Origin of the sequence: Pseudomonas marginalis (genome assembly GCF_008692035.1) — a bacterium.
Taxonomy (GTDB): Bacteria; Pseudomonadota; Gammaproteobacteria; order Pseudomonadales; family Pseudomonadaceae; genus Aquipseudomonas; species Aquipseudomonas marginalis.
Genome location: NZ_VTFG01000001.1, coordinates 1333203 through 1353053, shown reverse-complemented (window position 1 = coordinate 1353053; position 19851 = coordinate 1333203). Strand labels below are relative to the sequence as shown.

General features: G+C 63.8%; 16 protein-coding genes. 13 read left to right on the top strand and 3 right to left on the bottom strand.

Annotated features, from left to right (window positions below; all coding sequences use genetic code 11):
- The first annotated feature begins 75 nt into the window (after window positions 1–75).
- Genes moaB through ubiT form a run of 5 tightly spaced genes read left to right on the top strand, consistent with a single transcriptional unit; the run spans window position 76 to window position 4238 of the window.
- Window positions 76–630, top strand: a complete 555-nt coding sequence (gene moaB, locus FX984_RS05850) for a molybdenum cofactor biosynthesis protein B (protein WP_027607185.1) — start codon at window positions 76–78, stop codon at window positions 628–630.
- Window positions 627–1859, top strand: coding sequence for a molybdopterin molybdotransferase MoeA (locus FX984_RS05845; RefSeq protein WP_146478379.1), 1233 nt, complete (start codon window positions 627–629; stop codon window positions 1857–1859). Before moaB ends, FX984_RS05845 begins: the two co-directional genes overlap by 4 nt.
- Window positions 1860–1868: 9 nt before the next feature.
- Window positions 1869–2864 (top strand): ubiquinone anaerobic biosynthesis protein UbiU, encoded by a 996-nt coding sequence (ubiU, locus tag FX984_RS05840; RefSeq protein ID WP_065948136.1) that lies wholly within the window; start codon window positions 1869–1871, stop codon window positions 2862–2864.
- A gap of 10 nt (window positions 2865–2874) precedes the next feature.
- Window positions 2875–3765, top strand: a complete 891-nt coding sequence (locus FX984_RS05835) for a U32 family peptidase (protein ID WP_146478378.1) — start codon at window positions 2875–2877, stop codon at window positions 3763–3765.
- Window positions 3759–4238 carry a ubiquinone anaerobic biosynthesis accessory factor UbiT gene (gene ubiT, locus FX984_RS05830; protein WP_092357314.1) on the top strand — a complete coding sequence of 160 codons (480 nt, stop codon included), beginning with the start codon at window positions 3759–3761 and terminating at the stop codon, window positions 4236–4238. Before FX984_RS05835 ends, ubiT begins: the two co-directional genes overlap by 7 nt.
- On the opposite strand, the gene FX984_RS05825 is transcribed toward ubiT, so the two are convergent.
- The 3 genes from FX984_RS05825 to FX984_RS05815 form a co-directional block, all read right to left on the bottom strand.
- Window positions 4239–4919 (bottom strand): Crp/Fnr family transcriptional regulator, encoded by a 681-nt coding sequence (locus tag FX984_RS05825; protein WP_146478377.1) that lies wholly within the window; start codon window positions 4917–4919, stop codon window positions 4239–4241. It lies immediately after the preceding gene.
- Between the two features lie 352 nt (window positions 4920–5271).
- Window positions 5272–5919 (bottom strand): two-component system response regulator NarL, encoded by a 648-nt coding sequence (gene narL / locus FX984_RS05820; RefSeq protein ID WP_146478376.1) that lies wholly within the window; start codon window positions 5917–5919, stop codon window positions 5272–5274.
- On the bottom strand, window positions 5916–7718 hold the full coding sequence (locus FX984_RS05815) for a HAMP domain-containing protein (protein WP_092357310.1): 1803 nt from the start codon (window positions 7716–7718) through the stop codon (window positions 5916–5918). Before FX984_RS05815 ends, narL begins: the two co-directional genes overlap by 4 nt.
- Window positions 7719–8028: 310 nt before the next feature.
- On the opposite strand from FX984_RS05815, the gene FX984_RS05810 reads away from it, so the two are divergent.
- From FX984_RS05810 to moaA, 8 genes are read left to right on the top strand one after another with little or no spacing between them, the layout of a single operon-like run.
- Entirely contained in the window at window positions 8029–9285 is a 1257-nt protein-coding gene (locus FX984_RS05810) for an MFS transporter (RefSeq protein WP_092357308.1), read from the top strand.
- Between the two features lie 2 nt (window positions 9286–9287).
- The gene (locus tag FX984_RS05805; RefSeq protein WP_146478375.1) at window positions 9288–10685 is read left to right on the top strand and encodes a NarK family nitrate/nitrite MFS transporter; all 1398 of its coding nucleotides are present in this window, start codon (window positions 9288–9290) and stop codon (window positions 10683–10685) included.
- 57 nt (window positions 10686–10742) lie between these two features.
- Entirely contained in the window at window positions 10743–14516 is a 3774-nt protein-coding gene (locus FX984_RS05800) for a nitrate reductase subunit alpha (protein WP_092357304.1), read from the top strand.
- Window position 14517: 1 nt separating this feature from the next.
- Window positions 14518–16056 carry a nitrate reductase subunit beta gene (narH, locus tag FX984_RS05795; RefSeq protein WP_027607174.1) on the top strand — a complete coding sequence of 513 codons (1539 nt, stop codon included), beginning with the start codon at window positions 14518–14520 and terminating at the stop codon, window positions 16054–16056.
- 3 nt (window positions 16057–16059) lie between these two features.
- On the top strand, window positions 16060–16815 hold the full coding sequence (narJ, locus tag FX984_RS05790; protein WP_146478374.1) for a nitrate reductase molybdenum cofactor assembly chaperone: 756 nt from the start codon (window positions 16060–16062) through the stop codon (window positions 16813–16815).
- Complete coding sequence (gene narI / locus FX984_RS05785) at window positions 16808–17488, top strand: respiratory nitrate reductase subunit gamma (RefSeq protein ID WP_027607172.1); 681 nt, start codon at window positions 16808–16810, stop codon at window positions 17486–17488. Before narJ ends, narI begins: the two co-directional genes overlap by 8 nt.
- Before the next feature lie 10 nt (window positions 17489–17498).
- On the top strand, window positions 17499–18425 hold the full coding sequence (locus tag FX984_RS05780; protein ID WP_146478373.1) for a peptidylprolyl isomerase: 927 nt from the start codon (window positions 17499–17501) through the stop codon (window positions 18423–18425).
- Between the two features lies 1 nt (window position 18426).
- Window positions 18427–19413 (top strand): GTP 3',8-cyclase MoaA, encoded by a 987-nt coding sequence (moaA, locus tag FX984_RS05775; RefSeq protein WP_092357302.1) that lies wholly within the window; start codon window positions 18427–18429, stop codon window positions 19411–19413.
- The last annotated feature ends 438 nt before the right edge of the window (window positions 19414–19851 follow it).

Here is a 19851-nt window from a genome sequence, read left to right as displayed (position 1 = left end):
TCCTTGGAGGAATAGGCCCTGCGCCCGTTGCGGCGCAGGCTGACGGCAACTTTCTTGACGCCTGGAGCCTTGATCATGGCCCATTTGAAACAACGCACGTTCGTGCCCCTGAACATCGCCGTGCTGACCATCAGTGACACCCGTACCCTCGACACCGACACCTCCGGCCAGACCCTGGTGGACCGCCTCGAAAGTGCCGGGCATGTGCTTATCGACCGTGGCCTGGTGATCGACGATATCTACCAGATTCGTGCGCAGGTGTCCCTGTGGATCGCCGACCCCGAGGTGCAAGTGGTGCTGATGACCGGCGGTACCGGTTTCACCGCCCGCGACAACACGCCCCAGGCGGTGCTGCCGTTGCTGGACAAACATGTCGAAGGCTTCGGTGAGCTGTTCCGCCAGGTGTCCTTGGCCGAAATCGGCACTTCCACCTTGCAGTCCCGCGCCCTGGCCGGCATCAGCAACGGCGTGCTGGTGTGCTGCATGCCGGGCTCGCCGGGCGCATGCCGCACCGGCTGGGACAGGATCCTGGCGGAACAGTTGGACAGCCGCACCGGCCCGTGCAACTTCGTGCCGCACCTCAAGCCTCAGCCTGAGCAAATCCTGCAAGCCTGCGAGTCGCGTTCATGAGTGTCTCGGTGTGTGACAGCGGCCACCTGATGCCGGTGGACGAGGCCATCGCCGCGCTGCTGGCCCAGGCGCCGCCGCCGCCGAGCACCCAGGTGATTGGCCTGGAGCAGGCGCTGGGGCGGGTGGTCGCCGAAGAACTGTTCTCACCCCTGGATTTGCCCGGCTTCGACAACAGCGCCATGGACGGCTACGCCCTGCGCGCCGAGGACGTACCGGCCGAAGGCGGCTACCTGATGCTCGCCGGGCGCATTGCGGCGGGGCAGCACAGCAAGGTGAGGGTGCAGGCCGGGCAGGCCGTGCGCATCTTTACCGGTGCGCCGCTACCGCCCGGCGCCGACACGGTGGTGCCCCAGGAGCGTTGTCGCCTGTACGGCCAGCGCATCTGGTGCCCGCCGGTACGTCTCGGCGAGCATGTGCGCAAGCAGGGTGAAGAGTTGCAGCGTGGGCAGACCCTGATCGCCGTCGGCAAGCGCCTGCGCGCCCAGGACATCGGCTTGCTGGCCTCGGCCGGCATCCCTCGGTTGAAAGTCTATCGCCCGTTGCGGGTGTGCCTGCTCAGCAGCGGCAACGAGCTGCGTGACCCGGGCGAAGCGCTGGTGCCGGGGCAGATCTACAACAGCAACCGCTATGCCCTGGCTGCCTTGTTGCGTGGCTGGGGCGTGGACGTGCACGACTACGGCGTGATGGCGGATGAACTGGCCGCCAGCCGTGATGCGCTGGCCCTGGCCTCGTCTGAATGCGACCTGTTGCTGACCTCGGCGGGGGTGTCGGTGGGTGAGGAGGACCATCTCAAGCAGGCCATCGAGGCGCTCGGCCGCGTGGACTTCTGGCGCCTGGCGATCCAGCCCGGCAAACCCCTGGCATTTGGCGACGTGGCGGGCAAGCCGTGGCTGGGCCTGCCCGGTAACCCGTCGGCGGCGTTGATCACCGCGCTGGTGGTGGTGCGTCCGTTCCTGCTGCGCGCCCAAGGAGTGGAGCGGGTGTTGCCGGTGCCGATCCAGGTGCCGGCCGCATTCGAATGGCTCAAGCCCAACAAGCGCCGCCAGTACCTGCGTGCACGCCTGAGCCCTGGCGAGGACGGGCAATTGCGCGCCGTGCTGCACCCCCAGCAAAGCTCGGCGATGCTCACCGCCGCCTGTTGGGCCGATGGCCTGGTGATCGTCGAGCGTGAGCACCAGGTGCTCAAGGATGAACCGGTGCCGTTTGTGTCTTTCGCTGAATTTCTCTGAGGAGCCCCCATGCAACTGGTCTGCCCGGCAGGCAACCTGCCTGCGCTTAAAGCCGCGGTGCGCCAAGGCGCCGATGCGGTGTATGTCGGTTTTCGCGATGACACCAATGCCCGGCACTTTGCCGGGTTGAACATGGACGACAAACAGTTCGACGGTGCCGTCGCCTTTATTCGCCAGCACCAGCGCAAGCTTTACGTGGCGGTCAATACCTACCCGCAACCGAAGATCTGGGCGCGTTGGCAACGCGCCGTCGACCGCGCGGCGGACCACGGCGTGGACGCCCTGATCGCCGCCGACCCCGGCGTGCTCGACTACGCCAGCCGCCAGCATCCGCACATGGCCTTGCACCTGTCGGTACAGGGCTCGGCCACCCACGCGGCGGCGCTGAAGTTCTATGCCGAGCGCTACGGCATTCGCCGCGCGGTATTGCCCCGTGTGCTGTCCCTGGCCCAGGTCAAGCAGGTGGCTGCGAGCAGCCCGGTGCCCATCGAAGTGTTCGGTTTCGGCAGCCTGTGCATCATGGCCGAGGGGCGTTGCCACCTGTCTTCCTATATCACCGGCGAGTCGCCGAACCTGTGCGGCGTGTGCTCGCCGGCCAAGGCGGTGCGCTGGAGCGAAGATGCCGAGGGCTTGAGTGCGCGCCTGAGCGAAGTACTTATCGACCGCTATACCGCCGACGAACCCGCCGGTTACCCGACCCTGTGCAAGGGCCGCTTCCTGGTCGGCGGCAAACGCTTCCATGCCCTCGAAGAACCCACCAGCCTCGACACCCTCGACCTGCTGCCGGAGCTCAGCGCCATCGGCGTCGAAGCGGTCAAGATCGAAGGCCGCCAACGCAGCCCGGCGTATGTGGAACAAGTCACCCGGGTCTGGCGCGCCGCGCTCGACGCCCACCGCAGCGCACCGGCCAGCTTTGTGGTCAAGGACCAATGGCGCCAGGTGCTGGCCGGGTTATCCGAAGGCAGCCAGACCACACTCGGCGCCTACCATCGTGCATGGCAGTGAGGAGACACAGATGAAACTCAGCCTGGGACCGGTGCTGTTTTATTGGGATAAGGAACACCTGGGGCGCTTCTACTCGGACATGGCCGGCTTGCCCCTGGACGTGATTTACCTGGGCGAAACCGTGTGCGCCAAGCGCCGCGCGTTTTCCCTGGACCGTTGGTTGGGCCTGGGCCGGGAACTGCAAACCTGCAGCCCGGCGCAGATCGTGTTGTCGAGCCTGACCTTGATCGAAGCCGCCTCCGAACTCTCGAGCCTGCGCCGCCTGTGCGACAACGGCGAGTGGCTGGTGGAGGCCAACGACATGGGCGCGGTGCAGATGCTGATCGAGCGCAAACTGCCCTTTGTCGGCGGCCCGGCGCTCAACCTCTACAACGGTCACGCCCTGGTGCAACTGCTCGACGCCGGCATGCAGCGCTGGGTGCCGCCGGTGGAGTGCTCCCAGGGCCTGATCGCCGACGTGCTGGAACAGGTGCGCGAATTGGGCCGGCCGTTGCCCGAAGTGGAGATCTTCGCCTACGGCCATTTGCCCCTGGCCTACTCGGCGCGTTGCTTCACCGCCCGCGCGGAAAACCGCCCGAAGGACGATTGCCAGTTCTGCTGCATCAACTACCCCGATGGCATGCCACTGACCAGCCAGGAAGGGCAGGCGTTGTTCACCTTGAACGGCATCCAGACCATGTCGGCCGACGTTACCAACCTGCTGGCCGATTACCCCGGCCTGGTGTCCAGCGGCGCCAACCTGTTGCGCCTGAGCCCCCGGGCCGAGGGCATGGTCGAGGTGGTGCGTGCCTACGACCAGGTACGCCAGGGCGCTACGCCGCCGCTGTATGTCGAAGGCTGCAACGGCTACTGGCACGGCCAGGCGGGCATGTTGCGGGTTGAGGAGGTGGGCCTGTGCTGAGTCGTAAACCATGGCTGCTCAAGGGTGCCGACCGGTTGTTGCCGTTGATCCGCCGCGTGCCGTTTGGCGTACAGCGCCTGGCCTTGCAGCAAGCCCTCAACCGCTGCCTGGCCGAACCCCTGCGCGACGGTGGGTTTGACCTGCTGCGCGGGCGTTGGCTGTGTTTGCGTATTCCTGACCTGGGGTTGTGCTGGTACCTGACCCTGGGGCGGGATGGGTTGCGGATTGCGCAAAAGGCTGAGGCGCAGGTTAGCATCAGTGGTAATTGGCGGGAGTTTCTGTTGCTGGCCAGCCGCCAGGAAGATCCGGATACGTTGTTCTTTCGCCGCCGGTTGGTGATCGAGGGGGATACGGAATTGGGGCTGGGGTTGAAGAATCTGATCGACAGTTTGGACCCGGATGTGTTGCCGCCCTGGTTGTGGCGGAATCTGGAGCGGGCGGGGCGGGCGTCAGCGGTCCACAGCGGGCACTGATCAGCCGGCCTGATAGCCCATCAACTGTTCTTCGCAGAGGATTCGAATGGTGCGCCGCTGCACCTCGATCAACCCGCCTTCCACCAGCCGGTGCAGGATCCTTGAAAAGGTCTCCGGCTGGATCCCCAGCTTCGACGCCACCAGGCGCTTGGGCACTTGCAGCACCACCTCGCCACTCAGCGCATCGCGCTCCTGGAACAGGAAGTTGATCACCCGACGGCTGGCGTTGGCCAGGGTCAGGGTGTCAATGTCCTTGAGGCGCTGATGCAGGTGGATGCTCATGCTGGCCAGGATCGCCAGGCAGATTTTCGGCTGGTTTTCCAGGGCCCGGCGGTAGTGCTGGCCTTCGATGCTGACCAGCACACTGTCCTTGAGCGCGGTGGCGCTCACCGGATAGGCCTTGGCCTGGGTAAACAGCAGCGCTTCGGCAAAGGTCTGGCCGGGCTGGATGATTTCCACCAGGTGTTCCTGGCCTTCGCCCGTGACCCGGTGCAGCTTGATCTGGCCGCTGACCAGCAGGAAAAAACGCTCGGCCGCGTCGCCCTGGTGCATCAACGGCGCATGGCCGGGCAGGCGCTTGAGATTGGCCAGGGTGCAGACGTCCTGGAAGGTTTTTTCCGGGAGCTGGCTGAACAGGTGATGGCGACGCAGGGTGAGCACGATGTGGGGATGGGTGAGCATGGTTGGGCCTCCGCAATGGGCTAGCGTAGAAGGCTTGGGGCGGGGTTGATATGCCTCTGTGGGGGTACCTCTTGCGGGGTTTGTGTAAACAATGTGGGAGGGGGCTTGCCCCCCGATGAGCATGAGTATCTACACAACCTTTCAGCCCCTGACAAATCTCCCTGTGGTGAGCGGGCTTTTTGTGGTGAGCGGGCTTGTCCCGCGCTGGGCTGCGTAGCAGCCCCAAAACCAGTGTCTACAGAGTGTCTGATACACCGCATTCTTCTGGACTGGGGCTGCTACGCAGCCCAGCGCGGGACAAGCCCGCTCACCACAACAGCCCTATCTGCCGCGCGTTCAGCCTCAAACAGCCTCACCCCGCCTGCCGCAAATGCTCCATCGCCCAGACCGCCGCCTCCACCCGCGACCGCAACCCCAGCTTATGCAGCAGATTCTTCACATGCACCTTCACCGTGCCCTCGGTAATCCCCAGTTTGTGCCCGATCACCTTGTTGCTGTGCCCACTGGCAATCGTCCTCAGCACCTGGCGCTCGCGCTCGGTCAATTCCACTGCCGCATGGGGCTGTGGCGAGCGCAGGGCCTGGGCCAGGACGCGGGTCAGGCCGGGGCTGATGACCAACGCGCCATGCAACGCATCACGGATGTACTGGATCAACAACTCCGGCTCCATGTCCTTGAGCAGATAGCCATTGGTATCCAGGCGCAGCGCGTCGCGGATGTCGTCCTCGGCGTCGGACACGGTGAACAGCAACACCTTGCCGGCATAGTTCATGGCCCGCAGGCGGCGCAGGGTTTCCAGGCCGTTCATGTGCGGCATGTTGTTGTCCAGCAGCACCAGGTCCGGTTGCAGCGCGTCGATCTGGTCCAGGGCTTCCTGGCCGTTGCCGGCTTCGCCGACCACTTGCAGGTCGTCTTCCAGTTCAAGCATCTGGCGCATGCCGTGGCGCATCATCGGGTGATCGTCGACCAGCAGGATACGGTGGCGGGTGAGGGTGTTCATGAGGCGGTGCCTTGTAGGGAGTGGCCGAGAAATTCCGGTTGGAAACGCAATTGCACGCGGGTGCCTTGGGGCTCGCGGGGGCTGATGTCGAGGTGGCCATGCAGGCTGCGGGCGCGCTCGTCCATGATGGTCAGGCCGTGGTGTTCGCGGGTGTCGACCTCACCGCAGAAGCCCCGGCCGTCGTCCTCGATGCTCAGGCTCACGGTCTCGCCTTCCTGGCGCAGTTGCAGCCAGGCGTTTTGCGCATGGGCATGGCGCAGGCAATTGGACAGGGCCTCGCGGGTGACCTGCAACAAGTGGATCTGTTCGCTGGCCGACAGTTGGAAGGCCAGGGCGTCCACATGCAGGTGCACCTGGAACTCGCCACGCCGCGAGAACTCCTCGGCGGTGTCCTGCAGCTCCTGCACCAGCCCGGCATCGTGGATTTGCAGGCGGAAGGTGGTGAGCAATTCGCGCAGTTGGCGGTAGGCGTTGTTCAGGCCGTCGCGCAGTTCGGCGGTGACGGTGGCCAGGGTTTCCACCGGTTCGCCACGGCGGATCAGGGTTTGCATGCGGCTGACCTGCAGCTTCATGTAGGACAGCGCCTGGGCCAGGGAATCGTGCAGTTCCCGGGCGATGATGGTGCGTTCGTCGAGCAGCAGCAGGCGGTGGTCCTGTTCGCGCTGGCGCTTGAGCGACAGCGAGGTGCCGATCAGGTTGGCCAGGGCCTGGATCAACTGTTTCTCCCAGTCCTGGGGCGCATGGCCGTCGAGGAAGTGCGCCTTGAGTTCGCCCAGTTCCGAGCCCTGGTTGCTGATGCTGAATACCTGGGGGAGCGCCACTTTCTGTTTTTGGCACGTTGCGCAATCACCGATGGCGCAGACGTTGCGGCTATCCCCTCCATTCAGGGAGAGCATCTGCTGGGCCGGCGCCAGGAAGTGCCCTTGCAGGCACAGCGACAGGCGCAGCCCCGGCAGGCGTTTCTGGAAGCGCCGGATCAGTTCATCCAGGCCCTCGGCGTTCGCCAGGCGCGTGGCCAGGCTGCGGCTGCTCTGGTAAAGCAGCTCCAGGGCAGCGTTGGCTTGTTGCAGGTTGAGGGTTTTCTGCCGCACCTGGCTCTCGAGGGTGCGGTGGGAGTGTTCAATGGTTTCGGCCATGGTGTTGAAGCTCAGGGCGAGTTGCCCCAACTCGTCTTCGGAGCGGTGATTGACCCGGGTCTTGAAGTCGCCATCACGAAAGCGCCGGGTCGCGTGCACCAGCTCTTCCAGGGGGTTGACCACGCCGTACTGCAATTCATACAGGCCGATCAGCAGGATGATCAGCGTACTGAACAGAGCCAGGCCCTGGATGCTTTGCTGCCAGCCCTGTTTCTGTTCGCTGTGTTGTTGCAGGAGGCTGACGAATTGGTTCAATTGCTCGACGAACCCCGGTGCGCTGGCCTGGAACAGCATCGCGTCGCCACGGGCCAGCGCCGGGCGCAGATCGGTGTCCCAGCGCTGCTGGATCTGTTGGTAGCTCTGCAGCAGGGCACTGCGCGGGCCGTCTTCAAGCACCGCCTTGAGCGATTGGCTGTCGAGGCGCCCTTGCAGGCTGTGGGTGATGGCGTCGATCTCGTCGGCAGGCGCGCCGGCCGCCAGTTTCCAGCTCAGGTGGTAGGTCTCCATGCGCACCGAACCGGCGGTGTTGATGGCGGCCGCGTCGCCCTGGCTGAACCAGGCGATCAGGCCGGCGCTCAAGGAACTGGCGAGGGCGAGGATGGCGATCAGGATCACCGCCAGCCCGGCGCGAGCGGGCAGGGAGCTGCGCAGCCAGTTAAACATGGCGGCGTAAGCGAAGGGGGTTGGAAGCCTGCATGGCGGCACCTGCAAAGGGAAAAGGGCTGAAAAACCGCAATCCCTGGCGCACTACCTCTAAAGAGTTGCCGGCAAACCCTCCCACGGGAAAACGCCGGCACAAGAGACCAATCCATTGATAAATAAAGACTTTCTCTTGTTGTTAGGACTACCTCCTTAGAGGTATGTGGGGCCAGCATAGCCCCATACCCCCCAGGCGGACGTTGACCTGGGTCAAGTTCCACGGGGGTGTCGCCCCTAACCTGCGCCCATGGAATCACTTTCTGGAGCGCATACCGTGACTCAACCCCGTATAAGACAAGGCCTGGTGCTGGGCATGAGCACACTCGCCTTCACCGTCTGCTTTATGGTGTGGATGATGTTCGCCGTGCTGGGCGTACCCATCAAAGAGCTGTTGCAACTCAACGAAACCCAGTTCGGCCTGCTGGCCGCTACCCCGGTATTGACCGGCTCCCTGGTACGCCTGCCCCTGGGCCTGCTGACTGACCGCTTCGGCGGGCGCATCGTGTTCTTCCTGTTGATGCTCGCCTGTGTGCTGCCGCTGTACCTGATCACCTACGCCACCGCCTATTGGCAGTTCCTGGTGCTGGGCCTGTTCGTCGGCCTGGCCGGCGGTTCGTTTTCGGTGGGCATCGCCTACGTGGCCAAGTGGTTCGACAAAGACAACCAGGGCTTTGCCATGGGCGTGTTCGGCGCCGGCAACGCGGGCGCCGCCGTCACCAAGTTCCTGGCCCCGGCGCTGATCGCCCTCGGCACCTGGCACCTGGTGCCCAAGGTGTTCGGCGCGATCCTGTTTATCACCGCGCTACTGTTCTGGTTCCTCACCAGCGAGAACAAGGCCCACCGCAGTGCCGGCGGCGCCACCCTGCGCCAGCAGCTGCTGTGCCTGAAAGACCCGGCCGTGTGGCGCTACTGCCAGTACTACTCGATTGTGTTCGGCGGCTATGTGGCCCTGGCGCTGTGGATGACCAAGTACTACGTGCAGGAATACGGCTTCAGCCTGCAAAGCGCCGCGTTGCTGGCCGCGTGTTTCTCCCTGCCCGGCGGCGTGCTGCGCGCGGTGGGCGGCTGGATGTCCGACCGTTGGGGCGCCCAGAGCGTGACCTGGTGGGTGCTGTGGGTGAGCTGGATCTGCCTGTTCCTGCTCAGCTACCCGCAGACCCAATTGCAGGTGCAGACCGTCAACGGTCCCCTGGACTTCCACATCGGCCTCAACGCCACCCTGTTCACCGTACTGCTGTTCGTGATGGGCATCGCCTTCGCGTTCGGCAAGGCCTCGGTGTTCAAGTACATCGCCAATGACTACCCACAGAACATGGGCGCGGTGTCCGGCATCGTCGGCCTGGCCGGTGGCCTGGGCGGCTTTGTGCTGCCGATCCTGTTTGGCGCCCTGGTGGACCTCACCGGCGTGCGCTCGTCCTGCTTCATGTTGATGTACGGCGTGGTCTGGGTGTCCCTGACCTGGATGTACTTCAGCGAAATGCGCAAGCAACCGCTGTTGGGCAAAACCGCCCAACCTCTCCAAGGAGAATGAACATGTCCATCGCGCAAAAGCCCGGCTCGGGGCCGGTGATCCACGACTGGCGCCCTGAAGACCCGGCGTTCTGGGGCGCCAGCGGCAAGAAGACCGCAACCCGCAACCTGTGGATCTCGATCCCTGCGCTGTTGCTGGCCTTCGCCGTGTGGATGGTGTGGAGCACGGTGATCGTGCGCCTGAACGCCATCGGCTTTACGTTCACCACCGACCAGTTGTTCTGGCTGGCGGCGTTGCCGGGCCTGTCCGGTGCCACCTTGCGGGTGTTCTACTCGTTCATGGTGCCGATCTTCGGCGGCCGCCGCTGGACCGCCCTGAGCACCGCGTCGCTGTTGCTGCCGTCGCTGTGGATGGGCTTTGCGGTGCAAGACCCCAGCACCCCCTACAGCGTGTTTGTACTGATCGCACTGCTGTGCGGTTTCGGCGGCGGCAACTTCGCCTCGAGCATGTCCAACATCAGCTTCTTCTACCCCAAGTCGCAGCAAGGCACGGCCCTGGGCCTGAACGCCGGCCTCGGCAACCTGGGGGTGTCGGTGATGCAGTTCTGCGTGCCGCTGGTGATCACGTTCGGCGTGTTCGGCCTGGTGGGCGGCCAACCGCAGACCTTGGCGGATGGCAGTCAACTCTGGCTGCAGAACGCCGGTTTCATCTGGGTGCCGTTTATCCTCACCGTCACCGTGGCGGCCTGGTTCGGCATGAATGACCTGTCCAGCGCCCGCGCTTCGTTCAGCGAGCAGGCGGTGATCTTCAAGCGCAAGCACAACTGGCTGATGTGCTGGTTGTACCTGGCGACTTTCGGCTCATTCATCGGCTTTTCGGCGGCGTTCCCGCTGCTGATCAAGACCTCGTTCCCCGATGTGGTGGCGCTGAAATTCGCCTTCCTCGGCCCGCTGGTCGGTGCCCTGGTGCGCCCACTCGGCGGCTGGCTGGCGGACAAGCTGGGCGGCGCACGGGTGACCTTGTGGAACTTCGTGCTGATGATCGTGATGGTGTTCGGCGTGCTGCACTTTTTGCCGCAGAACGGGCAGGGCGGCAGCTTCTACGGCTTCCTCGGTATGTTCATGCTGCTGTTCATCACCACCGGCGTCGGCAACGGCTCCACCTTCCGCATGATCCCGGTGATCTTCCGCACCCAGCACGAGAAGGCCAGTGCCGGTAAGTCCGCCGCCGAGCGCGAGCAGGCGATCAAGGATGCCGGTAAGGAATCCGCCGCGGTGCTGGGCTTCAGTTCGGCCATGGGCGCCTTCGGTGCGTTCTTCATTCCCAAGTCCTTCGGCACGTCCATGGCCGCCACTGGCAGCCCGGCGATGGCCTTCTACATGTTTGTCGGTTTCTACCTGAGCTGCATCGTCGTGACCTGGTGGTGGTACGCCCGCAAAGGCTGCGCCACACCCTGCTGATCGACCACGAATTCGCGGGGCAACGCACCCCACGGCACGCCTGATGAGGAAAGCATCATGAGTCACTTACTGGATCAACTGCGGTTCTTCAACCGCAAGCAAAACGAATTCTCCGACGGTCACGGCGAGACCCGCAAGGAGTCCCGCGACTGGGAAAACGTCTACCGTTCGCGCTGGCAGTACGACAAGATCGTGCGCTCCACCCACGGCGTGAACTGCACCGGCTCGTGCTCGTGGAAGATCTACGTGAAGAACGGCCTGATCACCTGGGAAACCCAGCAGACCGACTACCCGCGCACCCGCAACGACCTGCCCAACCATGAGCCGCGCGGCTGCCCACGGGGTGCCAGCTACAGCTGGTACATCTACAGCGCCAACCGCCTCAAGTACCCGAAGATCCGCAAGCCACTGCTCAAGCTGTGGCGTGAGGCGCGCCAGACCCTGTCGCCGGTGGAGGCGTGGGCGAGCATCGTCGAGGACAAGGTCAAGGCCGACTCGTACAAGAGCAAGCGCGGCATGGGCGGTTTCATTCGCTCGAACTGGGAGGAGGTCAACGAGATCATCGCCGCCTCCAACGTCTACACCATCAAGCAATACGGCCCGGACCGCATCGTCGGCTTCTCGCCGATCCCGGCCATGTCGATGGTCAGCTACGCGGCGGGTTCGCGTTACCTGTCGCTGCTCGGCGGCGTGTGCCTGAGCTTCTACGACTGGTACTGCGACCTGCCACCGGCCTCGCCGATGGTGTGGGGCGAGCAGACCGACGTGCCCGAATCGGCCGACTGGTACAACTCCAACTACATCATCGCCTGGGGTTCCAACGTCCCGCAGACCCGTACCCCGGACGCGCACTTCTTCACCGAGGTGCGCTACAAGGGCACCAAGACCGTGGCCATCACCCCGGACTATTCGGAAGTGGCCAAGCTCACCGACCTGTGGCTCAACCCCAAGCAGGGCACCGACGCCGCGTTGGCCCAGGCCTTCAACCATGTGATCTTCAAGGAATTTCACCTGGATAAACCGAGCGCCTACTTCACCGACTACGCCAAGCGCTTTACCGACTTGCCGGTGCTGGTGATGCTCAAGCCGATGACCGGGTTCGCGCCCGGCGCCGGCTTCCAGCCCGACCGCTTCCTGCGTGCCTCGGACCTCACCGGCAACCTCGGCCAGGACAACAACCCGGAATGGAAAACCATCGCCCTCGACGAAAGCGGTGAACTGGTGTCGCCACAAGGCTCCATCGGCTACCGCTGGGGCGAGAAGGGCAAGTGGAACATCCTCGCCAAGGAGGGCGGTGAAGGCCGTGCCATCGACCTGAAACTCAGCTTGATCGGCGACGACATCGCCGAAGTGGCCTTCCCGTATTTTGCCGGCGAAGCCCACGAGCACTTCCAGCACGTGGCCGGCGATGCCGTGCAGTTCCGCCGCGTGCCGGTGCACAGCGTGACCCTGGCTGACGGCAGCGTGGCCAAAGTGGCGACGGTGTTCGACCTGTCCGCCGCCAACCTGGCCATCGACCGTGGCCTGGGCGGCCAGAACGTGGCCAGGGACTACGACGACGCCAGCGTGCCGGGCACCCCGGCGTGGCAGGAAGCGATCACCGGTGTCAGCCGCGAGAAAGCCATCCAGATCGCCCGTGAGTTCGCCGACAACGCCGACAAGACCAAGGGCCGTTCGATGATCATCGTCGGCGCGGCGATGAACCACTGGTACCACATGGACATGAACTATCGCGGGCTGATCAATATGCTCATGCTCTGCGGTTGTGTCGGCCAGACCGGCGGCGGCTGGGCCCACTACGTCGGCCAGGAAAAACTGCGCCCGCAATGCGGCTGGCTGCCCCTGGCCTTCGGCCTCGACTGGAACCGCCCGCCACGCCAGATGAACGGCACCAGCTTCTTCTACGGCCACAGCTCGCAATGGCGCCACGAGAAGATGAGCATGCACGACGTGCTCTCGCCGCTGGCCGACAAGTCGCAATTCCCGGAACACGCCCTGGACTACAACATCCGCGCCGAACGCGCCGGCTGGTTGCCCAGTGCCCCACAGCTCAACACCAACCCGCTGCACATTTGCCGTGACGCCGCTGCAGCCGGCATGACGCCGAAAGACTACGTGGTCAAATCCTGGCAGGACGGCAGCCTGCGCTTCGCCTGCGAACAGCCGGACAGCCCGGTGAACTTCCCGCGCAACATGTTTATCTGGCGCTCCAACCTGCTCGGTTCCTCGGGCAAGGGCCATGAGTACATGCTCAAGTACCTGTTGGGCACCAAGAACGGCGTGATGAACGAAGACATCGGCCACAGCACCGAATGCAAGCCCACCGAGGCCGAATGGGTCGAAGACGGCGCCATCGGCAAGCTTGACCTGGTGACCACCCTCGACTTCCGCATGTCCTCCACCTGCGTGTATTCCGACATCGTCTTGCCGACTGCCACCTGGTACGAAAAAGACGACATGAACACCTCGGACATGCACCCGTTCATTCACCCGTTGTCGGCGGCCATCGACCCGGCGTGGGAGTCGCGCTCCGACTGGGAAATCTACAAGGGCATCGCCAAGGCGTTCTCGGCCATGTCGGTCGGCCACCTGGGCGTGGAGCAAGACCTGGTCACGGTACCGTTGATGCACGACAGCGTCGGCGAACTGGCCCAGCCGTTTGGCGGCACCGACTGGAAAAGCGCCGGTGTGGCGCCGGTTCCGGGCAAGAACGCGCCGAACATGGCGGTGGTGGAACGCGACTACCCGAACATCTACAAGCAGTTCTCGTCCCTGGGCCCGATGCTGGAAAAACTCGGCAACGGCGGCAAGGGCATCAACTGGAACACCGATGAAGAAGTCGAGTTCCTCGGCGAGCTGAACCATCACGAAAGCGCTGCGGGCATCAGCCACGGCCGGCCGAAAATCGACACGGCCATCGACGCCGCCGAAGTGATCCTGTCCCTGGCCCCGGAAACCAACGGCAAGGTCGCCTTGAAAGCCTGGGCCGCGCTGTCGGAATTCACCGGCATCGACCACAGTCACTTGGCGATCTCCAAGGCCCACGAAGCGATTCGCTTTCGCGACATCCAGGCGCAGCCGCGCAAGATCATCTCCAGCCCGACCTGGTCAGGCCTGGAAGACGAGCATGTGAGCTACAACGCCGGCTACACCAACGTGCATGAAAACATCCCATGGCGCACCATCACCGGCCGCCAGCAGTTCTACCAGGATCACCCGTGGATGCAGGCGTTCGGCGAGCAGCTGATGAGCTACCGGCCACCGGTCAACACCCGCACCATCGAAGGGGTGAAGGGCAAGCGCAGCAATGGCGAGACCGAGATCGTGCTGAACTGGATCACCCCGCACCAGAAGTGGGGCATCCACAGCACCTACAGCGACAACCTGCTGATGCTCACCCTGAGCCGTGGCGGACCGATCGTGTGGCTCTCGGAAATCGACGCCAAGCGCGCCGGCATCGAAGACAACGACTGGATCGAATGCTTCAACGTCAACGGCGCATTGACCGCCCGTGCGGTGGTCAGCCAGCGCGTCAAGGAAGGCATGGTGATGATGTACCACGCCCAGGAACGCATCGTGAACGTGCCGGGTTCGGAAACCACCAAGACCCGGGGCGGCCACCACAACTCGGTGACCCGCGTGGTGCTCAAGCCGACCCACATGATCGGCGGCTATGCCCAGCAGGCCTACGGTTTCAACTACTACGGCACGGTCGGTTGCAACCGCGATGAGTTTGTCGTGGTGCGCAAGATGGCCAAGGTCGACTGGCTCGATGGCTCCAGCGGTGATGATTTGCCGCGCCCATTGCCGACTGACATCGAGGAGAACTGAGATGAAAATTCGCTCACAGATCGGCATGGTCCTCAACCTGGACAAATGCATCGGCTGCCACACCTGTTCCATCACCTGCAAAAACGTGTGGACCAGCCGTGAAGGCATGGAATACGCCTGGTTCAACAACGTCGAGTCCAAGCCCGGCATCGGCTACCCCAAGGAGTGGGAGAACCAGGACAAGTGGAAGGGCGGCTGGGTACGCAACGCCAACGGCTCGATCAACCCCCGCATCGGCGGCAAGTTCCGCGTGTTGGCGAACATCTTCGCCAACCCCGACCTGCCAAGCCTGGACGACTACTACGAGCCGTTCGACTTCGACTATCAGCACTTGCACACCGCGCCATTGGGCGAGCACCAGCCGACCGCGCGCCCGCGTTCGCTGGTGTCCGGCAAGCGCATGGAAAAGATCGAGTGGGGCCCGAACTGGGAGGAAATCCTCGGTACCGAATTCGCCAAGCGTCGCAAGGACAAGAACTTCGACCAGATCCAGGCCGACATTTATGGCGAGTACGAAAACACCTTCATGATGTACCTGCCGCGCCTGTGCGAGCACTGCCTCAACCCGGCGTGTGCGGCATCCTGCCCGAGCGGTGCGATCTACAAGCGTGAAGAAGACGGCATCGTGCTGATCGACCAGGAGAAGTGCCGGGGCTGGCGCATGTGCATCAGCGGTTGCCCGTACAAGAAAATCTACTTCAACTGGAAGAGCGGCAAATCCGAGAAGTGCATCTTCTGCTACCCGCGTATCGAAGCCGGTATGCCGACCGTGTGCGCCGAAACCTGCGTGGGTCGGATTCGCTACCTCGGTGTGTTGCTGTACGACGCCGACCGTATCAGCGAAGTGGCCAGCACCGCCAACGAGCAGGACCTGTACGAGAAGCAACTGGAGATCTTCCTCGACCCGAATGACCCGGCGGTGATTCGCCAGGCCCTGGCCGATGGCGTGCCGCAGTCGGTGATCGACTCGGCCCAGCGTTCGCCGGTGTACAAAATGGCCGTCGACTGGAAGCTGGCGCTGCCGCTGCACCCGGAATACCGCACCTTGCCGATGGTCTGGTACGTGCCGCCGCTGTCACCGATCCAGAACGCCGCCGCGGCCGGCACCGTGGGCATGAACGGGGTGATCCCGGATGTGGACAGCCTGCGTATTCCGCTGCGTTACCTGGCGAACATGCTCACCGCCGGCGATGAAAAACCGGTCAAGCGTGCACTCAAGCGCTTGTTGGCGATGCGCGCCTACAAACGCTCCCAGCAAGTCGATGGCGTACAGGACCTGCAAGTGCTCGAAGACGTCGGCCTGAGCGTTGAACAGGTGGAAGAGATGTACCGCTACCTGGCCATCGCCAACTACGAAGACCGCTTCGTGGTACCGAGCGCCCACCGTGAAGACGCCATGAGCGACGCGTTCGCCGAACGCTCCGGCTGTGGTTTCAGCTTCGGCAGCGGTTGCAGCGGCAGCTCCGACACCAACATGTTCGGCGCCAAGAAAGCCAACCGCCGTGACGTGCTGAAAACCGTCCAGATCTGGGAGGACTGAGCCATGCGCATTCTTAAAGTGATTTCGTTGCTGCTGGACTACCCCACTGAAACCTTGGTGAACGGCCGCGACGAACTGGAACAGGCGATTCTCGAATCCCGGGAAATCAGCCCCAAGCAGCGCGGTGCGTTGTTCGAGCTGCTGGAACTGATCTGCGCCAATGACCTGATGGACGGCCAGGAACACTACGGCGCGCTGTTTGGCCGGGGCCGTTCGCTGTCGCTGTTGTTGTTCGAACACGTGCACGGCGAGTCCCGCGACCGTGGCCAGGCCATGGTCGACATGATGGCCCAGTACGAAGAAGCCGGCTTTGCCATCGGCGTCAAGGAGCTGCCGGACTACATCCCGTTGTACCTGGAGTTCCTGTCCACCCGCGAAGACATCGAGGCCCGGGAGGGCCTGGCGGATGTGGCGCACCTGTTGGCCTTGCTCGCTGCGCGTCTCGACGAGCGTGAGAGCGGCTATGCCAGTTGCTTCCGTGCGCTGTTGCAGATTGCCGGCGCCGAGCCGCACCAGGCCGTGGCCGAACTGCGTGCCCAGGTCGCCGCCGAACCGCGCGACGACTCCCTCGAAGCCCTGGACAAAATCTGGGAAGAGGAAGCGGTGGACTTTATGCAGGCTGAGCAACAGGACCGCTGCAGCTCGATGCCGAGCAGTCCGGGCAAGGCCCGCGAAGAAAGCGCGGTGCCGTTGCACTGGGTGGATTTTCAGCAAGAAGGCCGGGCCGCAGTGCCCGCCGGGGAGGTGGGTAATGTCTAAGTGGAATTTGCTGGTATTCGGGGTGTACCCCTATGTGGCCCTGGCGATCTGCCTGTTGGGCAGTTGGGCACGGTTCGACCTGTCGCAGTACACCTGGAAGGCCGGTTCCAGCCAGATGCTCAACAACCGTGGCATGCGCGTGGCGAGCAACTTTTTCCACATCGGCGTGCTGTTCGTGCTGGCCGGGCATTTTGTCGGCCTGCTGACCCCGGCGTCGGTCTACCACCATGTGATCAGCACTGAGCACAAGCAGTTGCTGGCGATGGTCTCGGGCGGCTTCTTTGGCCTGCTGTGCCTGGTGGGCCTGCTGATGCTGGTCAAGCGTCGCCTGGGCGATCCGCGCGTGCGGGCGACCTCGAGCCCGTCGGACATCCTGATCCTGCTGGTGTTGCTCGCGCAGTTGCTGCTGGGCCTGCTGACCATCGTCGCCTCCACCGGGCATATGGACGGCTCGGTGATGGTGATGCTCGCCGACTGGGCGCAGAACGTGGTGCTGTTGCGGCCGGTGGAAGCGGCCGAGTCGATTGCGCCGGTGTCGCTGATCTACAAGGCCCACGTGGCGCTGGGCTTGACCCTGTTTGTGCTGTTCCCGTTTACCCGCCTGGTGCATATGGTCAGCGCGCCGATCTGGTACCTGGGGCGTCGTTATCAAATCGTGCGGCAGAAGTATTGAGGAGAACGTCATGACTACAGGATGCGGATGTGGTGGCGGTAACGGCGGCAGCGGTGGTTGCGGCTCGTCGGCCAAGGAACCGGTGATGGCCGAGGCTGTGGCCCAGGCCTCTTTCGAGGAGATCAAGGCGCCGGAATTGATCGCCAGCAGTGAACAGGAATGGCCGATCATCAGCGTCAACGGCGTGGCGGTCACGCCCGAGGCCATGGCCCTGGAGTTGCAATACCACCCGGCCGCCAGCCGCGAGGAAGCGGTGTACCTGGCCGCCCGCGCGCTGGTGATCCGCGAGCTGTTGCAACAGCGGATCGCCGAGCTGGGCCTGGCGGTGGAAATCGCCGCCGGCGAGAACGAAGAAGAAGCCGCCACGCGCCTGCTGCTGGAGCTTGAGGTGACGGTGCCCGACTGCGACGAAGCCACCTGCGTGCGCTACTTCGAGAACAACCGTGGGCGCTTTCACAGCGCGCCGTTGCTGGCGGTGCGGCATATCCTGCTCGAGTGCGCGCCGGACGACGCCGAGGCGCGCCACCTGGCGCACACCCAGGCCGAAGTCCTGCTGCTGACGCTGGAAGAACATCCGGGCCAGTTTGCCGAACTGGCGCTCAAGTACTCGGCCTGCCCGTCCAAGGCACAGGGTGGTTCGCTGGGCCAGGTGAGCAAAGGCCAGACCGTGCCGGAGTTGGAGCGCCAGTTGTTCACCCTGGCCCCAGGTTTGGCCGCCAAACCGCTGGAGAGCCGCTACGGCTGGCATGTGATCAGTGTCGACCAGCGTATCGAAGGCCAGCCGTTGCCGTATGAAGCGGTAGCCGTCGCGATTCGCACCCAGTTGCAGCAAGGGGTGTGGCAGAAGGCATTGGTGCAGTACCTGCAAACCCTGATCGGCGCGGCGGACATCCGCGGCATCGCGCTGCAGGGCGCCGACTCACCGTTGGTGCAGTGACATGAGCCTGGTGGATGGGGTGGGCCGTTCGATCGATTACCTGCGTTTGTCGGTGACCGACCGTTGCGATTTTCGTTGTGTGTACTGCATGGCGAAAAACATGACATTCCTGCCGCGCCAGCAGGTGTTGACCCTGGAAGAACTGCAACGCCTGGCCGCGCTGTTCGTGGGGCAGGGCGTGCGCAAGATCCGCCTCACCGGGGGCGAACCGCTGATTCGCCCGGGCATTGTCGGGCTGTGCCGCAACATCGCGGCACTGCCGGGCTTGCGTGAACTGGTGATGACCAGCAATGGCTCGCAGTTGGCGCGACTGGCGCGGCCATTGGTGGAGGCGGGGGTCAAGCGCATGAACATCAGCCTCGACAGCCTGGATGCGCAACGCTTTCGCGGGATTACCCGTAACGGAGACCTGCGCCAGGTGCTGGACGGTATCGAGGCCGCGCGGGATGCGGGGTTCGAGCGGGTCAAGCTCAACTGCGTGGTGATGAAAGGGCGCAACTTCGACGAGGTGCCGGCGTTGGTGCGGTACGCCATCGACCAGGGTGTCGACATCAGTTTTATCGAGGAAATGCCCCTGGGGGACGTGGGGCGATCGCGGGGCGAGACGTTCTGCTCCAGCGATGAAGTACGCGCGGTGATTGCCCGTGAGCATGGGCTGATCGATAGCACCGAGAACAGCGGCGGGCCGGCGCGGTATGTGCGGTTGGCCGGGCATCCTGGGACGCGGGTGGGGTTTATTTCGCCAAATTCCCATAATTTCTGTGGCGGTTGTAATCGGGTACGGATGACGGTGGAAGGGCAGTTGCTGTTGTGCCTGGGGCAGGAGGATGCGCTGGATTTTCGCGCGTTGTTACGGCGCTATCCGCTGGAGGATGGGCCGTTGGTCGAGGCGTTGCACAGGGGGTTGAAGGGCAAGCCGTTGCGGCATGATTTCAGTGGGGAGGGGGAGGTGCAGGTGGTGCGGTTTATGAATATGAGTGGGGGGTGAGGGGGGTGAGGGGTGTGTGGGGTGTGTGGGGTGGTGTGGTATTGAGTACATATCCGTTTCTTCGGTAACGGCGGCTTAGGGTTCCGCTCTTACAGCGGCTCACTTTTGGAGGGACCCAAAAGTAACCAAAAGGTCCTCGCCCCAACACTCGGCACCTCGCCTAGGCTCGGTGTGCCCGAACGAAGGCTTTGGAGCGTGGGCCGCCGCGATGGGCCATCCATGGCCCAGCGCGGCTAACCCGGCGTCCTGCCGGGTTACCCACGCTCCAAAGCCTGCGTTCGGCCAGCGTGTTTGACGGGGCGATTTTAGATCAAGAGCCAAAGCGCGGCGGCCTTAGAGCCGACCGGAGTTGGGTCTGGTGTACTCGGTAAATGTGGGAGGGGGCTTGCCCCCGATTGCAGTGGGTCAGTACCAAATCCATCAACTGACACTCCCTCA